This is a genomic window from Ichthyobacterium seriolicida (assembly GCF_002369955.1).
In the GTDB taxonomy this organism is placed as follows: domain Bacteria; phylum Bacteroidota; class Bacteroidia; order Flavobacteriales; family Ichthyobacteriaceae; genus Ichthyobacterium; species Ichthyobacterium seriolicida.
This window is the reverse complement of sequence record NZ_AP014564.1, coordinates 1,835,181-1,855,306: the sequence shown is the minus strand read 5'-3', so window position 1 is coordinate 1,855,306 and position 20,126 is coordinate 1,835,181. Positions and strand designations below refer to the sequence as shown.

General features: G+C 32.8%; 14 protein-coding genes. 9 read left to right on the top strand and 5 right to left on the bottom strand.

Features of this window, described 5'->3' with window-relative positions; all coding sequences use genetic code 11:
- Positions 1–46: 46 nt before the first annotated feature.
- Entirely contained in the window at positions 47–1,204 is a 1,158-nt protein-coding gene (locus tag JBKA6_RS07110) for a THUMP domain-containing class I SAM-dependent RNA methyltransferase (RefSeq protein WP_096687418.1), read from the top strand.
- Between the two features lie 2 nt (positions 1,205–1,206).
- Positions 1,207–3,648 (top strand): replication restart helicase PriA, encoded by a 2,442-nt coding sequence (gene priA, locus JBKA6_RS07105; protein WP_096687211.1) that lies wholly within the window; start codon positions 1,207–1,209, stop codon positions 3,646–3,648.
- An 83-nt stretch (positions 3,649–3,731) separates the two neighbouring features.
- Here priA and JBKA6_RS07670 read toward each other — a convergent pair whose 3' ends face one another.
- A complete protein-coding gene (locus tag JBKA6_RS07670; RefSeq protein ID WP_157777002.1) occupies positions 3,732–7,046 on the bottom strand; it encodes a hypothetical protein in 3,315 nt (1,104 codons plus the stop codon).
- 218 nt (positions 7,047–7,264) lie between these two features.
- Here JBKA6_RS07670 and JBKA6_RS07095 point away from each other — a divergent pair, with 218 nt between their 5' ends.
- Positions 7,265–9,649 carry an N-6 DNA methylase gene (locus JBKA6_RS07095; protein WP_096687209.1) on the top strand — a complete coding sequence of 795 codons (2,385 nt, stop codon included), beginning with the start codon at positions 7,265–7,267 and terminating at the stop codon, positions 9,647–9,649.
- Positions 9,650–9,758: 109 nt separating this feature from the next.
- Here the strand turns inward: JBKA6_RS07095 and JBKA6_RS07090 are convergent, their stop codons facing one another.
- From JBKA6_RS07090 to recO, 3 genes are all read right to left on the bottom strand, one after another.
- Positions 9,759–10,625, bottom strand: coding sequence for a hypothetical protein (locus JBKA6_RS07090; RefSeq protein WP_157777001.1), 867 nt, complete (start codon positions 10,623–10,625; stop codon positions 9,759–9,761).
- 213 nt (positions 10,626–10,838) lie between these two features.
- Entirely contained in the window at positions 10,839–11,384 is a 546-nt protein-coding gene (locus JBKA6_RS07085; RefSeq protein ID WP_096687205.1) for a DUF6580 family putative transport protein, read from the bottom strand.
- A gap of 88 nt (positions 11,385–11,472) precedes the next feature.
- On the bottom strand, positions 11,473–12,171 hold the full coding sequence (gene recO / locus JBKA6_RS07080) for a DNA repair protein RecO (protein ID WP_096687203.1): 699 nt from the start codon (positions 12,169–12,171) through the stop codon (positions 11,473–11,475).
- 134 nt (positions 12,172–12,305) lie between these two features.
- On the opposite strand from recO, the gene JBKA6_RS07075 reads away from it, so the two are divergent.
- From JBKA6_RS07075 to JBKA6_RS07055, 5 genes are all read left to right on the top strand, one after another.
- Positions 12,306–12,806 (top strand): ferritin, encoded by a 501-nt coding sequence (locus JBKA6_RS07075; protein WP_096687201.1) that lies wholly within the window; start codon positions 12,306–12,308, stop codon positions 12,804–12,806.
- Positions 12,807–12,904: 98 nt separating this feature from the next.
- Positions 12,905–14,236 (top strand): dihydrolipoamide acetyltransferase family protein, encoded by a 1,332-nt coding sequence (locus JBKA6_RS07070; protein WP_096687199.1) that lies wholly within the window; start codon positions 12,905–12,907, stop codon positions 14,234–14,236.
- A 52-nt stretch (positions 14,237–14,288) separates the two neighbouring features.
- Entirely contained in the window at positions 14,289–14,948 is a 660-nt protein-coding gene (locus JBKA6_RS07065; protein ID WP_096687197.1) for an ABC transporter ATP-binding protein, read from the top strand.
- Between the two features lie 108 nt (positions 14,949–15,056).
- On the top strand, positions 15,057–15,806 hold the full coding sequence (locus JBKA6_RS07060) for a UDP-2,3-diacylglucosamine diphosphatase (protein WP_317044157.1): 750 nt from the start codon (positions 15,057–15,059) through the stop codon (positions 15,804–15,806).
- Between the two features lie 201 nt (positions 15,807–16,007).
- Positions 16,008–17,279, top strand: coding sequence for a hypothetical protein (locus JBKA6_RS07055; RefSeq protein WP_096687193.1), 1,272 nt, complete (start codon positions 16,008–16,010; stop codon positions 17,277–17,279).
- Between the two features lie 698 nt (positions 17,280–17,977).
- Here JBKA6_RS07055 and JBKA6_RS07050 read toward each other — a convergent pair.
- Complete coding sequence (locus JBKA6_RS07050; RefSeq protein ID WP_096687191.1) at positions 17,978–19,276, bottom strand: IS1380 family transposase; 1,299 nt, start codon at positions 19,274–19,276, stop codon at positions 17,978–17,980.
- Positions 19,277–19,799: 523 nt separating this feature from the next.
- Here JBKA6_RS07050 and JBKA6_RS07975 point away from each other — a divergent pair.
- Complete coding sequence (locus JBKA6_RS07975) at positions 19,800–19,934, top strand: hypothetical protein (RefSeq protein ID WP_262490684.1); 135 nt, start codon at positions 19,800–19,802, stop codon at positions 19,932–19,934.
- The last annotated feature ends 192 nt before the right edge of the window (positions 19,935–20,126 follow it).

Sequence of the window (20,126 nt, the reverse complement as noted above, 5' to 3'; positions counted from 1 at the left end):
AAAAATTTACTCATTTTAAAGGATGAGTAATAGTAATGGCAATATAATTATGAAAAATTATAAAATGATAGCTAAGACACTCTATGGATTAGAGGATGTATTAGCTGATGAATTGAGCAACTTAGGAGCTTTTAATATAGAGGTAGGCATTAGGAATGTCAGTTTTTACGGAGATATAGGCTTCATGTATAAAGCTAATTTATGCTTGAGAACAGCTCTGAAGATTTTAAAGCCCATATGTGTTTTTAAGATTAGAAGTGAGGGGGATTTTTACAAGAAGGTAAAAGCTATAGTGTGGGAAGATTACATAAATGAAGATAATACTATACTGGTCGATTCTGTATTGTCAGAAGCTTTTTCCTTTAGTCACACTCAGTATCTCTCTCAAAGGACAAAAGACGCTATAGTAGATAGGTTTTTAGAAAATACAGGTCGACGACCTAGTGTAGATAAAGATTCTCCTGATTTGAGAATACATATTCATCTCCACAAAGAAACTTGTACTATATCATTGGATAGCTCTGGAGAATCTCTGCATAAGAGGGGCTATAAGACAGAGTCGACAACAGCTCCTATAAATGAGGTTTTGGCAGCTGGGATTATCTTGCTAACCCGTTGGAAAGGGGATACTCCTCTTTTGGACCCAATGTGTGGTTCTGGAACCTTCTTGATAGAAGCAGCTATGATAGCTATGAATATTCCTGCAAATATTCACAGAAAGGAATTTTCTTTTGAGAGATGGAATGATTTTGATTTAGATTTATTTGATAAAATAAAAGATCATGCCTTGAACAAAGAGGTGGAGCTAAAGCATAAGATAATAGGTTATGACAAAAGTAAATATGTAGTAGAAAAAGCAAATTCTAATATTAGAAATGCTCTATTAGACGGATATATAGAGGTTTATAAAAAAGACTTTTTCATGTCAGAAAAAAAAGATGATTCTTTTTATACATTGATTTTCAATCCTCCATATGGAGAGAGATTGAGCGTAGAGGTGGAGAGTTTTTATAAGATGATAGGAGATACTCTAAAAAAGGGATATGAAAACGTCCACGCCTGGTTGATCATGTTAGAGTTGAAAGGTTTAAAGCATCTCGGCCTAAGGACTTCTAAAAGGATAAAGTTATTTAATGGAAAACTAGAGTGCAGATTGGCAAAATACGAGATATACAAGGGGAGTAAAAAGATGCATAAGGCATAGGTATGTCAATATTTATAGAGGTTATAGTTCCGCTTCCCCTAAGAGATTTATATGTTTATGAGGTAGATGACAATGACAGGAAGAAATTAAAAATAGGAATAAGAGTTATAGTCCCATTCAGAAATAATTACTACACAGCTATAATCTATAGGATAGGAGTTGAAAAGCCGTCTTTGTTTAAAACTAAGAGAGTACATCATTTTATAGATATCAATCCAATTATAGATTCTCTTCAATTAGATTTGTGGTTTTGGTTATCCAGTTATTATATGTGTCCCATAGGGGATGTTTTTAGGGTTGCTATGCCTTCAGTATTCAGATTGGGAAATGAGACTCTGGTGACTAAGGAAAAAGATACAGAAAAGGATTTAGAAGTAGATCTCAGTATTATGAGCGATGATGAGCTTTCAGTTTATAAAGCCTTGAACTACCGAGCTTTAAGCATAGATAATTTATCTAAAGTTTTAAATAATAAGGATATAATTCCCATTATAAATAATTTAATAGAAAAAAAACTCATAAAAGTAGAAGATGTAGTAAAGGATAAGTACAAACCTAAGATGGTCAAATACGTTAGGATTCATCCAGATATAGGCCATGATATAGATAATCTCAATACTAAAGTAGATGGCATTATAGGGAAAGCCCCCAAGCAAAGAGAGCTCTTTATGAGGTTTATTCAATTAAAGTCTGAAAGTCCGTTGCCTGTAGCCAAGCTTTTAGGAAGACATCTAAAGATGACATCTTTAAAAGAGCTAGAAAAAAAAAGGGTTTTGCAAACCTACTATTTACAGACAGATAGACTTGAAATTACCAAAGGAGAAAAGCCATTATCTATATTAAGTGAAGAGCAATCTATAGCATTATCTAAAATAAGATCTGAATTTTTTCGTAAGAGAGTTACTTTCTTATACGGAGTTACCTCTTCTGGAAAGACAGAGGTGTATATTCATCTAATAAATGAATTTATATCTAAGGGCAAACAGGTTTTATATCTGCTTCCAGAGATAGCCTTGACAGTTCAAATAGTTCAAAGGCTATCTGTTTTTTTTGGTGAAAAGTTAATAGTCTATCACTCTAAGTATACAGATAACGAAAAGGCTGAAATATGGACTCGTATTTCATCTAAAAAATCTTCAATTGTATTGGGAACTCGATCAGCTTTGTTTTTGCCTTTCAAAGACTTGGGGCTAATCGTGGTAGATGAAGAACACGATCCTTCATTCAAGCAGCAGAATATACTTAGGTATCATGCAAGAGACATGGCTATTGTCTTGGCTGAAAAGTGTGGAGCTAATATTCTTTTGGGTTCTGCTACACCATCTTTAGAAACTATCTTCAATGTAAAAAAAGGCAAGTATTCTTGTGTTGAGATGACTACTAGGTATGGAAATATAGAGATGCCTGAAATAAAACTAATAGGTATAAGAGAACAATCAGAAAAAAAACAGATGAGAGGGGCTTTTTCTCTGTTTATGTTAAAAGAGATAAAGAGGGTTTTAGAACTAGGCGAGCAAGTTATTTTGTTTCAAAATAGAAGGGGATATTCTACCATTATGGAATGTGATATTTGCGGCACTTCTATGCGATGTGTAAACTGTGACGTTAGTTTGACATATCACAAATATTCCTCTACATTAAACTGTCATTATTGTGATTATGTCATAAGTAGACCAGATAGATGTATTTCATGTGGCAGCAGAGAAGTTGGAGTTAAGGGATTGGGCACTCAACAGGTGGAGAATCAGATAAAACAGATTTTTCCAGAGGCGATTGTAGACAGGATGGATTATGATACCACTAGAAGAAGGAGATCTTTCGAGGATATATTAGAGAGATTTAGCAATAAGCAGATAGATATTTTAATAGGAACTCAGATGGTTGCCAAGGGATTAGACTTTGAAAGTGTCTCTTTAGTTGGAATTTTAAATATCGATTCTATATTTAATTTTCCAGATTTTAGGGCTTATGAAAGGGCTTATCAACTCATAACTCAAGTAGCGGGCAGGGCAGGTAGAAAGGACAAAAGAGGAAAAGTTATAATACAGTCGTTTAATGTTTCTAACAGTGCTCTGACGTTATTACCTCATAATTATAAAGAAATTATGGATGATCAATTATCTGAGAGAAAACAGTACAATTATCCTCCTTATTGTAAGATTATAAAGATAGTTTTTAAGCATCCTAATAGAGATAAACTGAATAAATCTACAGATTATATATCTGGTATTTTAAGGAGTTTTTTCAAGGAAGATATGTTAGGACCTCAATACAATATAGTTCCCAAGATAAAGAACGATTACATAAAAAACATAATTATAAAGATTCCTATTGGAAAATCTATATCTAAGGTCAAGAGGTATATAAATGAGTCTCTCTATGATTTTTCTTTGAGGCAAGAACACAAAAGTATAAAGCTATTTATGGATGTAGACTCCTACTAAAACCTTGATTTTATGGCATTAAAAAAGGGGCATAAAAAACACCCCTTTTTTGAAAATTAAAATATTTTGAATCTATCCATATGTTATAGAATAGTAATAGCTTCAATAGCCGCTTTAGCTTCGTCAATAGCGGTTTTAGCCTGATCAGCAGCATCCTTAGCAGCATCAGCCTTAGTCTCAGCTTGAGTAGCAGCACTTTTAGCCTCAGTAGCCTTAGCCTCAGCTTGAGTAGTCGCTTCCTTAGCCGCAGTAGCTGCATCTTTAGCTTTTTGAGCAGCAGTTTCAGCATCAGACTTAGATTTTCCAGTTGTAATTTTTTCAGCTTCAGCTTTAGCTTCAGCAGCTTTTTTCTTAATTTCTTCAGCTTTTTCTTTAGCCATATTAGCAGCAGTTTCAGCTTCTTCAGCTTTAGTTTTAGCCTCTCCAGCAGCGGTAGCAGCTTCTTCAGCTTTAGCCTGAGCTGTATCAGCTTTACTTTTAGCTTCGGAAGCATCAATAGAAGTGCCAGCTATAGCAGAGATTAAAGCTTCTATAGCGGTTTTAACTTTTCCAACCTCAGTGGCAGCATCTTCAGAAGATCCCTTAGCGGTTTCAGCAGCAGATTTAGCTGCTTCAGCACTATTAGCTGCAGTTTCAGCAGCAGATTTAGCTGCCTCAGCACTATTAGCTGTTGTAGTAGCAGAAGCGGCGTTAGTAGCATCAACAGAATCGCCACTTATAGATGAAATAGCAGAAGCTAAAGAAGTAGTATTAGTCTCAGCTGTAGTAGCTTTATTCTTAGCTTCAGTAGCATCACTCTCAGCTGTAGTAGCTTTAGTCTTAGCATCCTTAGCATTAGTCTCAGCTGTTTCTGCGTTATTCTTAGCTGTGGTAGCAGCAGTTTCAGCTATAGTAGCTAAAGCTAAAATAGCTTTTTTAAGAGTTTCTTTAGCAGTAGTAACAGATTGGGTAGCTTTATTCTTAGCAGCGGTAGCTCTGCCCTTAATAGTAGCATCAATAATAGCTGTTTCAGCCTCAGTAGCAACAGTAACAGCTTGGGTAGCAGTGGCAAGAGCAGTTTTAGCAGTAGTTACATTTGTGGTGGCTGTATCAACTTGAGTAGCATCAGTAGTGTTTTTAGCAGAATTGGCTTGAGTCTCAGCATCAGTAGCAGCATTCTCAGCAAGAGTAGCAATAGCTCCTTCAGCTTTAGTTACAGCTTGGGTAGCTTTAGTTTTAGCATCAGTATTGGTAGTAGCGTCAAGAGCTATTTTAGCCTCAGTAGCAACAGTAACAGCTTGGGTAGCAGCAGCAAGAGCAGTTTTAGCATTAGTAACTGTGGTGGCAGCAGTAGCATCAGTTTCAGCTTTCTCAGCAGCTTTTTCAGCAGCAGTAGCAATAGCTCCTTCAGCTTTGGTTACAGCAGCAGTGGTAGCAGTAACTGCTGCTGTAGCTTTATTTTTAGTATCCTGAGTAGCTGCATCAGTTAAACCCGATTTAGCAGTAGTAGCAGTTTGAACAGCAGACTTAGCAGTGTCAAGAGCTGTTTTAGCAGAAGTCACTGCTGTAGAAGCAAGAGAAACAGTATTAGCGGCATTAGCTTGAGTCTCAGCAGCTTCAGCAACTGTACTAGCATTATTAGCAGCATTTTCAGCAATAGTAGCAATAGCTCCTTCAGCTTTAGTTACAGCTTGGTTAGCTTTAGTTTTGGCTTGAGTAGCTTTACCCTTAGCTACAGTAGCTGTATCAGGGATAACTGTTTCAGCTTCAGTGGCAGTTTGAACAGCAGACTTAGCAGTGTCAAGAGCTGTTTTAGCAGAAGTCACTGCTGTAGAAGCAAGAGAAACAGTATTAGCGGCATTAGCTTGAGTCTCAGCAGCTTCAGCAACTGTACTAGCATTATTAGCAGCATTTTCAGCAATAGTAGCAATAGCTCCTTCAGCTTTAGTTACAGCTTGGTTAGCTTTAGTTTTGGCTTGAGTAGCTTTACCCTTAGCTACAGTAGCTGTATCAGGGATAGCTGTTTCAGCTTCAGTGGCAGTTTGAACAGCGGCCTTAGCAGTAGTAAGAGCTTCGTTAGCTTTTTTCAAAGCTTGAGTAGCAGCTGTAACAGTATTAGCGGCACTAGCTTGAGCCTCAGCAGCATTAGCTTGAGCCTCAGCAGCATTAGCTTGAGTCTCAGCAGCATTAGCAACTGTACTAGCGTTATTAGCAGTATTCTCAGCAGAAGCTATAGCATCAGTCTGAACTTTAGTGTCAGCAGCAAGCTTAGCGGCATCAGCAGCACTCTTAGCAGCATCAGCCTTAGTTTTAGCATCCTCAGCAGCTTGGTTAGTTTCTTCAACTTTAGTCTTAGCTTGAGTTAAAGCTTCAGGAGTAGTAGCATCAGTCACAGCTTTAGTAGCAGCCTCAACAGCAGTAGTAGCAGTCTGAAGAGCAACCTTAGCATCAGCAACAGCTTGAGTAGCAATAGCCTTAACATCATCAGTTAAGGGTTTAACAATATCAGAGGCTGCAGTAGCAGTAGCATTAGCTTCTCCAATTTTATCGTTAGCAGTAGCTATAGAAGTACTAAGTTCCTCTTTAACTTTAGAATTAGACTTTTTGTATATAGTAGCTTTATAATTTTTTATAAAGGTTTTGTCCTCTATTGTATAAGTGACTGGAATAATGGCTTCATAAGTATTTTCATCATCTTCTTTCTTTTTGAAAGAAACTGTAGTTGGAGTAGTTGGGGAAGGGATATTTTTGTAAGTATCCTGACCGCCATCTGGAATTATTCTATTAAATCCTATAGTTATATCTAATTCAATATTCTCATCAGCAAGTTTATTCTTTAGATTTGGATTATCTGTAGAACCAAATATTATTGTTTGACTTAAATTATCAACAGTTGGAGTAGCAACATCAGAATTAGATAAAAGCTTTTCATCAGCTTTAATTAAAGTTTTAGTAGGGTCAATAGCATCAGGAGCTCTGAGTGCTATAACTCTATATTTTTTAACTGAACTGTCTTGATCAGCTGTAACAGTATACTCTACACCTGATTGTGATAAATCAAAAACATTTTCAGTAATAACGATTTTTCCAAGCTCTTGAGCTGACCCACTCTCAGGGCTTATAGTAGTGCCTTGGGATATCTCAACAGTAGGTTTAAATTCTTTAGTATCAGTATTTACATCATGAGGCAATAATAAAATATAGATTTTTTGTTCGTTTGATTCAATGACTTCAGCATTTATATCAACACCTCCTATTTGAGGATTTTGAGATTTCTTTAACTTTACACTTATTATCTCTTTAGGAATTGTGCTTCCAGAATTTTCATCATCGGGAATGATATTTTTCTTATCACATGAAAATGTAAAAAGAACTGACAATATGAGCAATGATGTTTTTTTTAGATTAGATATTTTCATAATTTCAATACTATTAAGTATGGATTAACTTTAAGTCTACTAAGGTAGTTTATGTTTAGCTAAGCGGGGAGAAAAAATATTAATTGAACTCAGGTTTATTTAAAAAAATATAAGGGGAGAAAGGTTACGCTACTTTTTTAGACGAAAAGTATAGATAATAATTATTACATTTGCGCTTACTAATGTAAAAGCAATAAACTTTTTTAAAATCAAAAATTATGTTAAAAGAAAAACAAAGAGAATCTATCCTAAGTACTAATTTAGTAAATAATGGTTGGAATATAGAGGGTGAGGCGTATGAGAAAAATGTATATTTCTCTGAGCCACCATATCTAGATCAACAGCAGAAGTTAGGAGACAAAAAACCCCATTGTATACTGTATCAAACAGGAACTAATAAGCCAATAGCTGTAATAGAGGTTAAGAAAAGTGCTAAAAACCTTGATTTGGCACTGAAAAGAGGTATGGAGTATGCAAAGGCTCTAGATGCGCCTTTGGTTTTTGCTATGAATGGCTCTTATTGTGAAGCTCGTTTTGTTCCTAATAACAAAGAGCTCGTTTTAAATGGTAAAGAAGTAAGAGGGGTGATAAATGAAAAAGAAGTTTTAGAATTTTTAAAGGTAAATAGTAATGAAGCTTGGACAATTCCTCAGTATGTAAAAGAATCTAGAGAAGAATCTGTAGATCAGTTCAAAAATTTGAATGAAGTTTTAAGAAGCGAAGGTTTGACAACTGAGGTTGAAAGATTTGTAGAATTTTCAAATATTATGTTTTTGAAGCTATTATATCAGGATGATAGGAAGTCTCTATGGGATGCCATAAAATCCCAACCAGACGATCGCATTATAGACTACGTAAATAGCTATGTATTAAAACAGGTAGAAGATAAATATGGTAAAGATATCTTCAAGCCGATTTCTATAAAAAAAACTCATAATTTCAGACATATAATAAACGCTATCGATCCCCTAGTTCTTTCTACTTCCAGTATGGATGTAAAGGGAGAGGTTTTTGAATATTTTTTGGAAAAAGCGACCTTGATAGAAAGTGATCTAAGAGAGTATTTCACGCCTAGAAATATTGTAAAGACTATGATAAATTTAGTCGCTCCTAAACTTAAAGAGAAAATTTACGATCCTTTTTGCGGTACTGGAGGTTTCCTAGTTGAATCGTTCAATTACATAAAAAAGAACAATATAATTAAAGACGAACTAGATTTAGAAATGCTGAAAAATGACACTTTTTACGGTAGGGAAATAACTGAAATTTCTAGGATTGCAAAGATGAATATGATTTTAAATGGTCATATAAACAGCGATATACAACAGATTAATTCTCTTAAAAAGCCTGATTATACGCAAAAGGCTATGTTTAAAGGCAAGGAGATAGATAAGGTTAAAAGATTTGATTTAGTAGTTAGCAGTATTCCTTTTTCTCTTAATATAAGCAGAAAAATAACCAAAGACAGAAAAACTATTATAGAAAATGATATCTCTCCTCTTTACTACAGTGGGATAGCTAGAAATAGCGGTGATGCTGCATGTGTTTTACATTGTCTTAGAGCTTTAAAAAAGGGTGGAAGGATGGCATTGGTGGTTCCAGAGGGATTTTTATTTAGAAAGAATAGTGTTGAAGTTCGTAAGTTTTTATTGTCAAGGGCAAAATTACACAGTGTTATTTCTCTTCCTAAAGGGACTTTCTTGCCATACACAGAGGTTAAAACAGACATCTTGTATTTTACTGATGCTCATATGAATAATGATCAAGAAAATTTCTCCTTTTTCAATACGAATAATATAGGTGTAACTCTTGATAATCACAAGAGAAAAATTAAAGGAAGTAATGATCTAAAAAAAATAGAGAGTTCAGATATTAAAAAAGTAGATGAAAATCCATCTTTACAGGATAATATTCTTGAAATGGGCTTTGAAATTATAGATCTAGATAAAGTGAGGGATAATGACTATAACCTAGTCGGCAGCTTGTACAGAGAAACTAAAAATCTATCGTCTTATCCTTTGATTAAGCTAGGTGATTTATGTCATATTCACACTGGAACCACACCCTTGAGAAAAAACGAATTTTACTGGAACAACGGAAGCATTTGTTGGTTTACTCTCAATGATTTAGAAAATGGTGAAATGGTTTATAAAACCAAACAAACCATAACAGAAAAAGCCTTAGAAGAGACTACTATAAAATTACTTCCTGTAAATACGGTTTTACTATCTTGTACTGCTACCATAGGGAAAGTGGCTTTGGCTAAAGTTCCAGTAACTACGAATCAACAAATAAACGCTTTGATAATAAGAGATGAGTATAAGGATAAAATTTTGCCAGAATTTTTATTCTATGCGGCTAAGTCTTTAGAGGATAGTTTAATTAAGATTTCTACTACTCAAACTACTAAGTACATCTCTTCATCTAAGTTGTCTAAGGTTCAAATTCCTTTACCTCCTATGGAAGAACAGAAAAAAATATTAAAGTCAATTCAAAAGAGAGAAAAGGAAATACAAAAATTAGAACAAAAAATTGGAGAAAATAAAAAAGGTATAAATCAAGAAATTAATAAAATATGGGAGTCAGAAGAGGAAACTAAATAGTTGAGTAAATATTTTTTAAAAAAAAAATATTCTCGGGCAAAATAGGAAGATGCGATATTTCAACTCTTCCTATTTTTTTTATATCAACAAAACATAATCGGAAAACTTCCTACTGGACTTTTGTAGCGTCAGATGATTCTGGTAAAGTCGGCAAAGGCGGCGGTAACGTTTTTTTGTATAGTTCAAGTGTGTATTTCCTTGAAAAGGAAGTATTCCTAATTATAGAAGTAACAATAATATCGCCGACATATTTATTGGCATTATTTTTTTTATCTCCTTTTTTGGTAAACAAAATATCTTTTGGAAATATGGTAATATCAGTCTCTTTAATACCATTTGGAGTTTTACTAAAAACTATCCCGTTTATGGTTATAGTGTCAAGAGTATCGTGAGGTAAAATAGGATTTGTAGGATCGCCAAAGGTTATTATTTCGTTAAAATTATCCACAGTAGTAGCTTCAATATCTTTGGTAGTAAAAGAATTTTTTTCAGTTGGTATGGATGTTCCACTTGAACTAAAAGCTACAGGGAACTTCAAAGCTAATATTTTATAGCTTTTCGTGCTCTTATCCTCTGCTTCTACAGTATAAATTTGAGGATCATTAACCTTAAAGAATTCTTTAGGTTCGTTATCAGCAGGACTTACATTAGACTTATCTGAAATGACAACAGTTGGCACAAGAGTTCTGTCACTTGCGCTTCCAATATTCATTCCACTGGGAAAAACGGCATATATATAATTCTGTTGATTGTCAGTCACTCTTTTGCCTTCTATATCATAATTTCCTATTCTAGATACTAAATTAGTTTTGTTGTCTTCCTTTTTGAAATAAAAAGATAGGATCTCTTTTTCTCTATTTGGTGAATAAGAAGATTTTTTATTTAGGATGTTCTTCTCTTGGTTACAAGAAAATAAACATGCGGCAATGAATGTTAAAACGGCTCTGTTAAAGTAATTATTTACGATACTTTTCACATTGTTATATAGAAATCTCAAAAGCATTTTTTTCATTTAAAATAAATAGTGTAAATAAAAAGTGTATTGTAAATTTTAATAAGATTTTAAATATTAAAACTGCGCAAAACGACTTCAATTTATCCCAAGGTGTTGGCCCGACTAAGGTAGTGATTTTTAAAATGATAATTCTTTGGTTCAATATGACTTAAAAAGAATTTTTTGAATGTTTAATTACTGCTTTTTAGGTATATGAAAATAATTTGTGATATAAAAATAGCTGGTGTAAAAGACAGAAGAATATACAGCTCCACTCAACAATGTGTTTTTGAAAAAAGGTAGGGCGGCTACATAACAGGCTGTTATTCCTCCAATATTATGTGGATATAGGTTTCCAGAATACCAAACAAAAAAATTAGATATTATAAAAAAACAAACCGAACTCAACGTAGAGTAGAAAATGACTTTGATAGGAGTTGTTCCAGATCTCATGAGTGATCCCATAAAAGAAGTTAGAAGTACACAAAAGTATGTTACTAGATTAGCTCTTATTATAAGGGATTCATTTGTTATGTAGTTTATGATTAAATCAGAACTTATCACGATAAACAAAGGGAATAAATAAGCCCATTTTTTACTGTAAAAGTATGTTCCAGAGAAAAGAGCTGCTGCAAATACAGGGGTAAAGTTAGGCGGATGAGGAACTAATCTACTCAATAGTAATCCAGTAATTACAAGAGTTTGAATCAATGGGCTGATGGTTGAATTATTTATTTTCATCTCTTATTTTTTTTGCTAAATTATAAATAAACATTCAAAATAAAAGACGATTAAAATAGAAATAAGCATTGCTATTTTTTCTAAAATATTAAAATCCCATCTCTATCATTTCCAAAGAATTGGGAGTTTTAAATCTATCTAGATTTACTTTGTAGTAAGATATGAGCATTTTGTTAAGTGTCTTTTTTTCATTTGTTGTGAAAACAGTACGGCAGTATTTATCCATTTTTAACATTTTATTAAACAAGAATAATTCATCATTTTCCAAATAGAAATTGTGATCTGGACACGTTAAACTACACCGGCCTTCTTTCATATCAAAAAATACTTCATCATTATTTTCGTACATGAGAGGGTATATTCCTATATATTTCAATAGTTCTTTCATGAAAAATAAATAAAAATTTTGGTGTTCTGTCAGTTGATCGAACCACATAATAGAATTCGAAATAAACTTGAACAATGGTTCATTTGTAAATTCATCTGTTATGGTCATGGTCAATATCTCAGATAAAAATAGGGTTACAGAAATCTTATTAGGATCGGTATAGATGCTATCGTAAATGTGATGAGATACTATTTCTCTTATGTGTTCTAATTTATTTCCCCTGTTGTAAACTATTAGATTTAACTGAGACAGAGGTTGGGAATAAGATTTTTTAAAGTAATTATTCAGATTAACCAAATAAGACTTAAATCCTAATTTTTCCGTATAACAATTGAGAATAATTCTATTGTCTGTATACTTCAAGGAGTTTAAAACCACGCTTTGGGTTTGAGTAAACATAGGTAAAGGCCTTCAAAAGTAAAGGGCTCAAATTTATGATTATAAAGCAAATTGTTTAATGAATATTAATGTTTCATTAAAAATTGTACTTTTGTCCGCCCAGGTTTTTTTTAATATTTAAAAAAGAGTAGTTTATGTTATCTAAAAACATCATAAAAGATTTGAATCAGCAAATAAAAATGGAAGCAATGGCATCTCAAATATACCTTTCTATGGCTTGTTGGGCTGAAGAACAGGGGTATGAAGGAGTCTCTACATTCTTGTATGGACATGCCGAAGAAGAAAGAGGGCATATGCTTAAAATCATAAAGTACATCAATGAAAGGGGCGGAGGAGTAGTTGTTCCTAGTTTAGAGGCTCCTCAAGAAGATTTTGAATCTCTAAATAACTTATTCCAAATGCTTTACGATCATGAAGTTAAGGTGTCTGAAAACATAAATGAACTAGTGTTTAAAAGTCTGCAAGAGAAAGACTACGCTACCCACAACTTTTTACAATGGTTTGTATCTGAGCAGGTAGAGGAAGAGACATTAGCAAAAACGATCCTTGATAAGATAGGATTAATTGGAAATGATAAGGGGGGATTGTATTTGTTCGATAGAGATTTAAAAAACATATCTAGTAGTGTACATTAATATAGTGAGGTCTCAAGCGTTTATTACTGAACGAATCTAAGTTGTTTTTTTTATGCAGAAAAATAAAAACTACTAACTTTGTAGTTTAAAAGTTACTTATGTCTGAATTTCAGCTAAAAATGCCCAAAATGGGCGAGAGCATAGATGAAGCTACCGTTAGCGTTTGGCTCAAAAAAGTAGGTGAAAATGTAAATGCAGAAGAGTCTGTATTGGAAGTAGCGACCGACAAAATAGATTCAGAGATTCCATCGCCAGTATCTGGGAAGTTGAGTAAAATATTTTTTCAGAAAAAAGATACTGTAAGAGTAGGTGATGTCATAGCTATTATAGAGACTGATGAGCCTCAGAGTCAAGAGGAAGAAAACAGTAAATCTTCAGAGTTATCTCATGCCCCTTCGGAATTATTAGAATTATCTGAGGATGTTATTCTAAAAGAAGCTCAAGCCATAAAGGATCCAATAGCTCCAGATTTAACAGAATATAGATCCATATCTCCATTGGTCAGAAGTATGTGTGCGGCTGAAAATATCTCTACAGATGAGATACAAGGAATAATTGGATCAGGTAAGAATGGTAGAATTACCAAAGACGATGTCTTAGATTACATAAAAAAAAGAGGGCAAAAAATAGTAGAGGAGAAAGAGACATCTTATTCTACAAATGATCAGCCCAAAGTAATATCTGCTCAAGAAATAAGTTTTAATACTAGTTTGGCTAGAGAAAATGAGGAGATTGTAGAAATGAGCAATACGCGTAAGATCATTTCAGAACATATGATCAGGAGTATAAATACATCAGCTCATGTGACCTCTTTTGTAGAAGCAGATGTGACTAATATAGTCATGTGGAGAGATAGAGTTAAAGAAGATTTTCAAAAAAAGAAGAAAGAAAAAATAACTTTTACACCTATTTTCATAGAAGCTATAGCTAAAACTATAGAAGATTTTCCTATGATCAATATCTCTATAGAGGGGGATTTTATTATCAAAAAAAAATACATAAATATAGGGATAGCTACTGCTTTAGACAATGGCGACTTAATTGTCCCTGTTATTAAAGATGCTAATAAATACAATCTTCTTGGATTAATAGAACAAGTAAATGACTTGGCTTCTAGAGCTAGAAGTGGTAATCTAAACCCTGCTGAAACTCAAAACGGAACTTTTACGTTCACTAATATTGGAACTTTCGGTAACATTATGGGGACTCCTATAATAAATCAGCCTCAAGCGGCAATATTAGCTGCAGGGGTAATATCTAAAAAAGTATCAGTGATAGAAAGCCCACAGGGAGATAGTATAGGCATCAGACACAAAGTGTTTCTCTCTCATTCATACGATCATAGAGTTATAGATGGGTATATGGGAGGGCTATTCGTAAAAAAAGTAGCTGAATACTTAGAAAATTTTGATATAACCAGAGATATTTAGACGTTTATTTTTTTTCCTTTTTTTAATCAGGCTATTTTTTTTCTTGAGAAAAATGATAAGAGCAAATAATATACATAAGTGCTATAACGATTCTCATATCTTAAAAGGAATAGATTTTAGTGTTGAGAAATCTGAAATAGTATCTATAGTAGGGGCCTCTGGAGCGGGTAAAACTACTCTATTACAGATACTAGGAACCTTAGACAAAGCAGATTTAAAAAAGGATACTTTTCTATTTATAAATGATATAGAGATATATAAACTCGGAGATAGAGAATTATCTAAGTTTAGAAATGAACATATAGGATTTATATTTCAATTTCATCAATTGTTACCAGAATTTACAGCTTTAGAAAATATTTGCATGCCTGCTTTTATAAAGGGAGAATCTAAGAAAAAGGCTGCTGAAAAAGCTAGTGAGCTGATGAGTTTTCTAGGAATAGAAAATAAAAAGAACAAAAAGCCTTCTCAACTTTCAGGGGGAGAACAACAAAGAGTAGCCGTGGGTAGGGCTCTCATAAATAATCCCTTAGTGGTTTTTGCTGATGAGCCCTCAGGAAATTTAGACTCTAAAACAGCAAGGGAACTTCACAACTTATTCTTTGAGCTGAGAGAAAAATACAATCAAACTTTTGTAATAGTAACACACAACCAAGAGTTTGCTGATATGGCTGATAAAACTTTTGAGATGAAAGACGGTTTCATAGTTTAGTTGTCATTTTTTTAGAAGATTCATCATTCTATGATGAGAAATTATATTCTTATAAGTTTATAACAATTTTAACTGAGCATGTGTTTGTCTGTAGAAAAAATAAACTTGTTGTGTAATAACAAAGTTTATTTCGCCTCTGATCAGCATTTTGGGATCCCTAATCGTAAAGAGAGTTTAAAGAGGGAGAAGATATTTGTAGGTTGGTTAGATTCAATAAAAAAAGATGCACAAGTCCTATTCCTATTAGGTGATATGTTCGATTTTTGGTTTGAATATAAACACGTCATTCCAAAAGGTTTTACAAGAGTTTTAGGAAAATTAGCAGAGTTGTCTGACTCGGGAATAAGGATTTATTTTTTTGCTGGGAATCATGATTTTTGGATGTGTAGTTTCTTTGAAAAAGAATTAAACATATCGATTTTTAATTCTGAAAAAGAAATACATATAAATAATAATTCTTTTTTCATAGCCCATGGTGATGGTTTGGGAACAAAGAGTAAAAAATATAAAATCATAAGAAAATTACTTCACTCTCGCATATGTCAATCTTTGTTTTACTTAATTCATCCTGATTTATCATTCAGAATAGCTAATTATTTCTCCAATAGAAACAAAAATAAATACTGCAAAAGTGAAAATGTATTTACTGGAGAAGATAGAGAAGAGTTGATTCTTTTCTCCAGAGAAAAACTAAAGGAAAAACACTTTGATTATTTTGTGTTCGGTCACAGGCATATGGCATTAGAGTTCAAACTTTCTGAAAAAAGCACATATTTTAACACTGGCGACTGGGTAAAGGATTATACCTATTTAGTATTTGATGGAAAAGAGGTAGTGTTGAAAAAAATAGAAGTATAGATCTATTATAACCTGGATTTTCTTAAGCAACCTCTTAAATTTCAATAAGTTTAAAAGATTCAAGCGTTTTTTTTTATTAATCCAACTCAGTTATGAATAATCGGGGATAATCCAGGTTAAAAAGTATTTCGCTACTATGTTAGCATATTTAAAAGAAAAAGTGTTAACTTTGTATTTTAATAATTCAAAATTTGAATAAATATGATTACTAAGACATTTTATTTTACTACTCTAAAGAGTGTTTTTTATTTTGCGTTTTTGTCGTTGTTTATTTTGTCTTGTACAAAGAATAATAAGTTTAAAAATAATGATAGTGGAGAATGCTCTATTAGTAAATTTATATTAGAGAAATCTAAGAATGAGGGGAAAATTTTTGCAAATAGAATTGGTGTTATCGATGAAAACCTTACTCCTCCTACCATAACACTACACCTATCTGAATCTGCAACTTTAAGCGGTTTGAAACCTACAATAATTCATTCTGGTGTCAGTTTTTCTCCTAATGAGAAGAAAAAAGTTCCCTTTAGTGCAAGTTTTTCAATGGAGCATAATGAAAAGAAAGAAGTCACCTTTAGTTCAAATTCTGCAGAGTATACAGTAATCGGTAAAAATGGACAAAAAAAAGTATACAAGGTTATAATTATTAAAGATTTAAAATCGTCTAAGTTAATATCTTTTAAGTTTAAAGCAGAAGGGGACAATCTAAGTACTGGTAAAATTGTTAAAGAATTAGATGGTGTTATTAGCACTACTGATTCGGATAATAATACAATAACTATTAATGTTCCTCATGATGCAAATGTTAGTAGTTTAATTCCAACTATAGAGATTTATGGAAATGGCAAGGTTAACCCTGAAAGCGGTATTCCTCAAAACTTTGAGAGCGCTAAAACTATAAGTTATGTAATAACGGGTGAAGATGGAACTATTGCTACTTACAATGTAGGAGTAATTAAAAACTCCGAACCTAGGATAAAAACTTTGATTTTTGATATCAACAATTCTGAAAATTTAAATAAAAACCTTGGAAATAGTAATGTAGTTGGTACAATTAATCACGATGATAATACTATAATGGTAACAGTTCCATATAATGCAGATCGTGGTGATTTACTTCCAACTATTACAGCTGACAATGATAATCTTGCTGGAACAGAAATATATAGTGGGGATACTGGAAATTCTCCTATTACTTCTGTTAGGTTTATAGATTCTGAAATTAATCCTATAAAATATACTGCAGTAGGTCCTGCAGGGGGTAGAAAGGTTTATAACGTAAGTGTTTATAGGGAGCAAAGAATAAATGGGCTAAAGTCTAGTAAAGATCAAAATGCTATAGATAGATCTTCTATTGACATGACAGATTATATTAGTGTTACGAGTTTACTCGGGGGGCCCTTCACCGAAGAATATAAACGAATCCAATCTAGGGGGGATAGAGAGGCGTTTAAAAAGAGGATACCCAATCCATAGATAACACATGTTTTAACTCAAATGAAGCTGTCTCAAAACCGAGGCAGCTTTTTTTTTGTTTGAAGGTGTAGTTTTTACCTGTTAGTTTATCTTGCTGACTGATTGATAATCAAATAGTATGAATACAAATTTCAGGGACTATAACCAACAACAAAATTGGCTTTTTCCACTTGGTCTATGATGATACAGTATTTATGGAGAAGAAATTTATAGAATTGGTTTTAGTGAGGCTGTATAAAGAGATTTACTAACGGATTACAAGGCGCTTATTTTAACGATTAACGAAAAAGATGTTCCAAAATCCATACAAAAAAATATGATTTCTGATGAAAAATAACGAAATCACTTCTGATGATGCTTTTAAACTCATGGTTGTATTAATGCACTGTCTAAACAGGTTATAGGTGATGAAAGCTTAATAGAAGCTGATCCAGTTCCTATTTTGGTTTGAATATAAACACGTAATTCCAAAAGGGTTTACAAGAGTTTTAGCCCGCATTATTCATAGTCATACTAAAATAGATTAGACGTGATATTTTTTCCTTAACTTTTTTACTAATCGAAGAGAACTCATCTTCTTTGTCGTTTTTTTGCACCTTTTTTTAGGATGACAATGCTCTTTTTTAGTGTTTTTACATGGTTTTTTAACGACAAGGCGTAACTATCCCAAGGTTGTTCATTTCACAAATAAACAACCGTTACTGGGTAATAATTTCCCGAAATAAACCCTTGTAAACAAAAGATTTAGATAGCTGATAATAGATTCGCCTTTTGGTAATTTTAATCGTTGCTCCTACCTTGAGAAGATAGGTTCTAATCGAACTGATTAACCATTTTTTTGCTACTTCAAATCTTGTTTTCTTTATCTTCTGTTTCAGTAATAAAAACATTTCATAGGCAAGACTACTCATCATAAGTCGAAAAAAATTAGCAAGAAAACTATGATTTGACAAACGATCAGAAAAACACATATTTTTAACTTCTTTTATTCTATTTTCACTTGAATCACCTCTTTTCACATAAAAGTCAAAGTAAATTTCTCTAGCATCCTTTTGGGGAAGATTACTAGAAAAATGCCTTATGTTCATCCCTAATCCTGTACTCTCAACTTTAGAATAGCACTGTTGAGGCTTGTGCCAACTCTTGGCTTTGTACGTAAAACTCATAAAATGTTGGTGCTTCTCTCCCTGATCTAAATACATTTTTTTTACAGCATTTTTTGACCAAGATACCTTTCTTTTTAAAACTTCATTGCTCGCTATGCCTGTCACATATAGTAAATCAAAATCATCTACTAATTGGTAAAAAGGAGCGCAACTAAAGCCGCTATCACTTCTAATAATTATTTCCATCTCTGGGTGACTCTCACGTATTTTGATAATTATTCGCTTTAAAATACTCACATACCATTTATTANAATGACTATTTCCTGGGCGGAGTACAGGAAGGATAATCTGTCCTGTTTTTCCATCATGAAAAAATAGTTCATTGTACATGAATTGACTATAATAACCGTTAAACATTGACAATTGTTGACTGCCATGAGTTGGATCATCAGTTGAATCTACGTCAATAACTATTCTCTTACGATCAGATAAACTTGAAACATATTTGTATAACCACGCATCACAAAACTTAAAAACAGCTTGTTTGTCAAAGCTATTCTCAAATCTTGATATAGTAGGTTGAGAAGCCAAATCACCTTGAAGAACATCTTTGAATAAAGGATCGTTATGTAAATGATTAACATCATNGGCGTCTTCATAGCCTAACATGATCATATAAACCCTTTGTTTTAACTGTTGCTTTCTGGTATAAGTAATAAATCTAGAGTCTCGAGTATCAGGCAAAAGTTTACTGTAATAATGAATCAATCTATGATCTCTTTCTAGTTTTTCAAGCATGATTAAAGATCCATCAGAGCTAATTTCTGATGATGAAAAAGTTAACTCAACAGAAGTTTTCCCTCTATAAAATAATGTGTTTTTATTCCTCATTTTTGGGCTATATTAAAGTATGTTTCTTTGGACTTTAATGCCTTAAAATTAACACTTTATGCGCAATATTTAAAGGGTAACTATGAATAATCTGGGTTAGGGAAATTAGCAGAGTTGTCTGACTCGGAAATAAGGATTTATTTTTTTACTGGGAATCACGATTTATGGATGTATAGTTTCTTTGAAAAAGAATTAAACATATCGATTTTTAATTCTGAAAAAGAAATACATATAAATAATAATTCTTTCTTTATAGCCCATGGTCATGGTTTGGGAGCAAAGAGTAAAAAATCTAAAATCATAAGAAAAGTACTTTCATTCTCGCATATGTCAATCTTTGTTTTACTTAATTCATCCTGATTTATCATTCATAATAGGTAATTATTTCTCCAATAGAAACAAAAATAAATACAGTAAAAGTGAAAAGGTATCTATTGTAGAAGATAGAGAATAGTTAATTCTTTTCTCCAGAGAAAAATTAAAGGAAAAACATTTTGATTATTTTGTATTCGGCCACAGGCATATGGCATTAGAGTTCAAACTTTCTGAAAAAAGCACATATTTCAACACTGGCGACTGGGTAAAGGATTATGCCTATTTAGTATTTGATGGAAAAGAGGCAGTGTTGAAAAAAAATAGAAGTATAGATCTGTTATAACCTGTAAGATTTCCTTAAGGAACCTCTTGAATCTCAATAAATTTAAAAGATTCAAGCGTTTTTTACTAAACAAATTATTAATCGAACTCAGGTTATGAATAATCTGGGATGATCCAGGTTAAAAAAAATATTTTGCTACTATGTCAGTATATTTAAAAGAAAAAGTGTTAACTTAGTGTTTCAAAATTTTAA

Coding starts and splice junctions, on each gene's coding strand:
- JBKA6_RS07085 (WP_096687205.1), bottom strand. CDS start 11,384: ATGAAAATAAATAATTCAACCATCAGCCCATTGATTCAAACTCTTGTA.
- JBKA6_RS07065 (WP_096687197.1), top strand. CDS start 14,289: ATGATAAGAGCAAATAATATACATAAGTGCTATAACGATTCTCATATC.
- JBKA6_RS07975 (WP_262490684.1), top strand. CDS start 19,800: ATGGCATTAGAGTTCAAACTTTCTGAAAAAAGCACATATTTCAACACT.
- JBKA6_RS07075 (WP_096687201.1), top strand. CDS start 12,306: ATGTTATCTAAAAACATCATAAAAGATTTGAATCAGCAAATAAAAATG.
- JBKA6_RS07070 (WP_096687199.1), top strand. CDS start 12,905: ATGTCTGAATTTCAGCTAAAAATGCCCAAAATGGGCGAGAGCATAGAT.
- JBKA6_RS07055 (WP_096687193.1), top strand. CDS start 16,008: ATGATTACTAAGACATTTTATTTTACTACTCTAAAGAGTGTTTTTTAT.
- JBKA6_RS07670 (WP_157777002.1), bottom strand. CDS start 7,046: ATGAAAATATCTAATCTAAAAAAAACATCATTGCTCATATTGTCAGTT.
- recO (WP_096687203.1), bottom strand. CDS start 12,171: ATGTTTACTCAAACCCAAAGCGTGGTTTTAAACTCCTTGAAGTATACA.
- priA (WP_096687211.1), top strand. CDS start 1,207: ATGTCAATATTTATAGAGGTTATAGTTCCGCTTCCCCTAAGAGATTTA.
- JBKA6_RS07095 (WP_096687209.1), top strand. CDS start 7,265: ATGTTAAAAGAAAAACAAAGAGAATCTATCCTAAGTACTAATTTAGTA.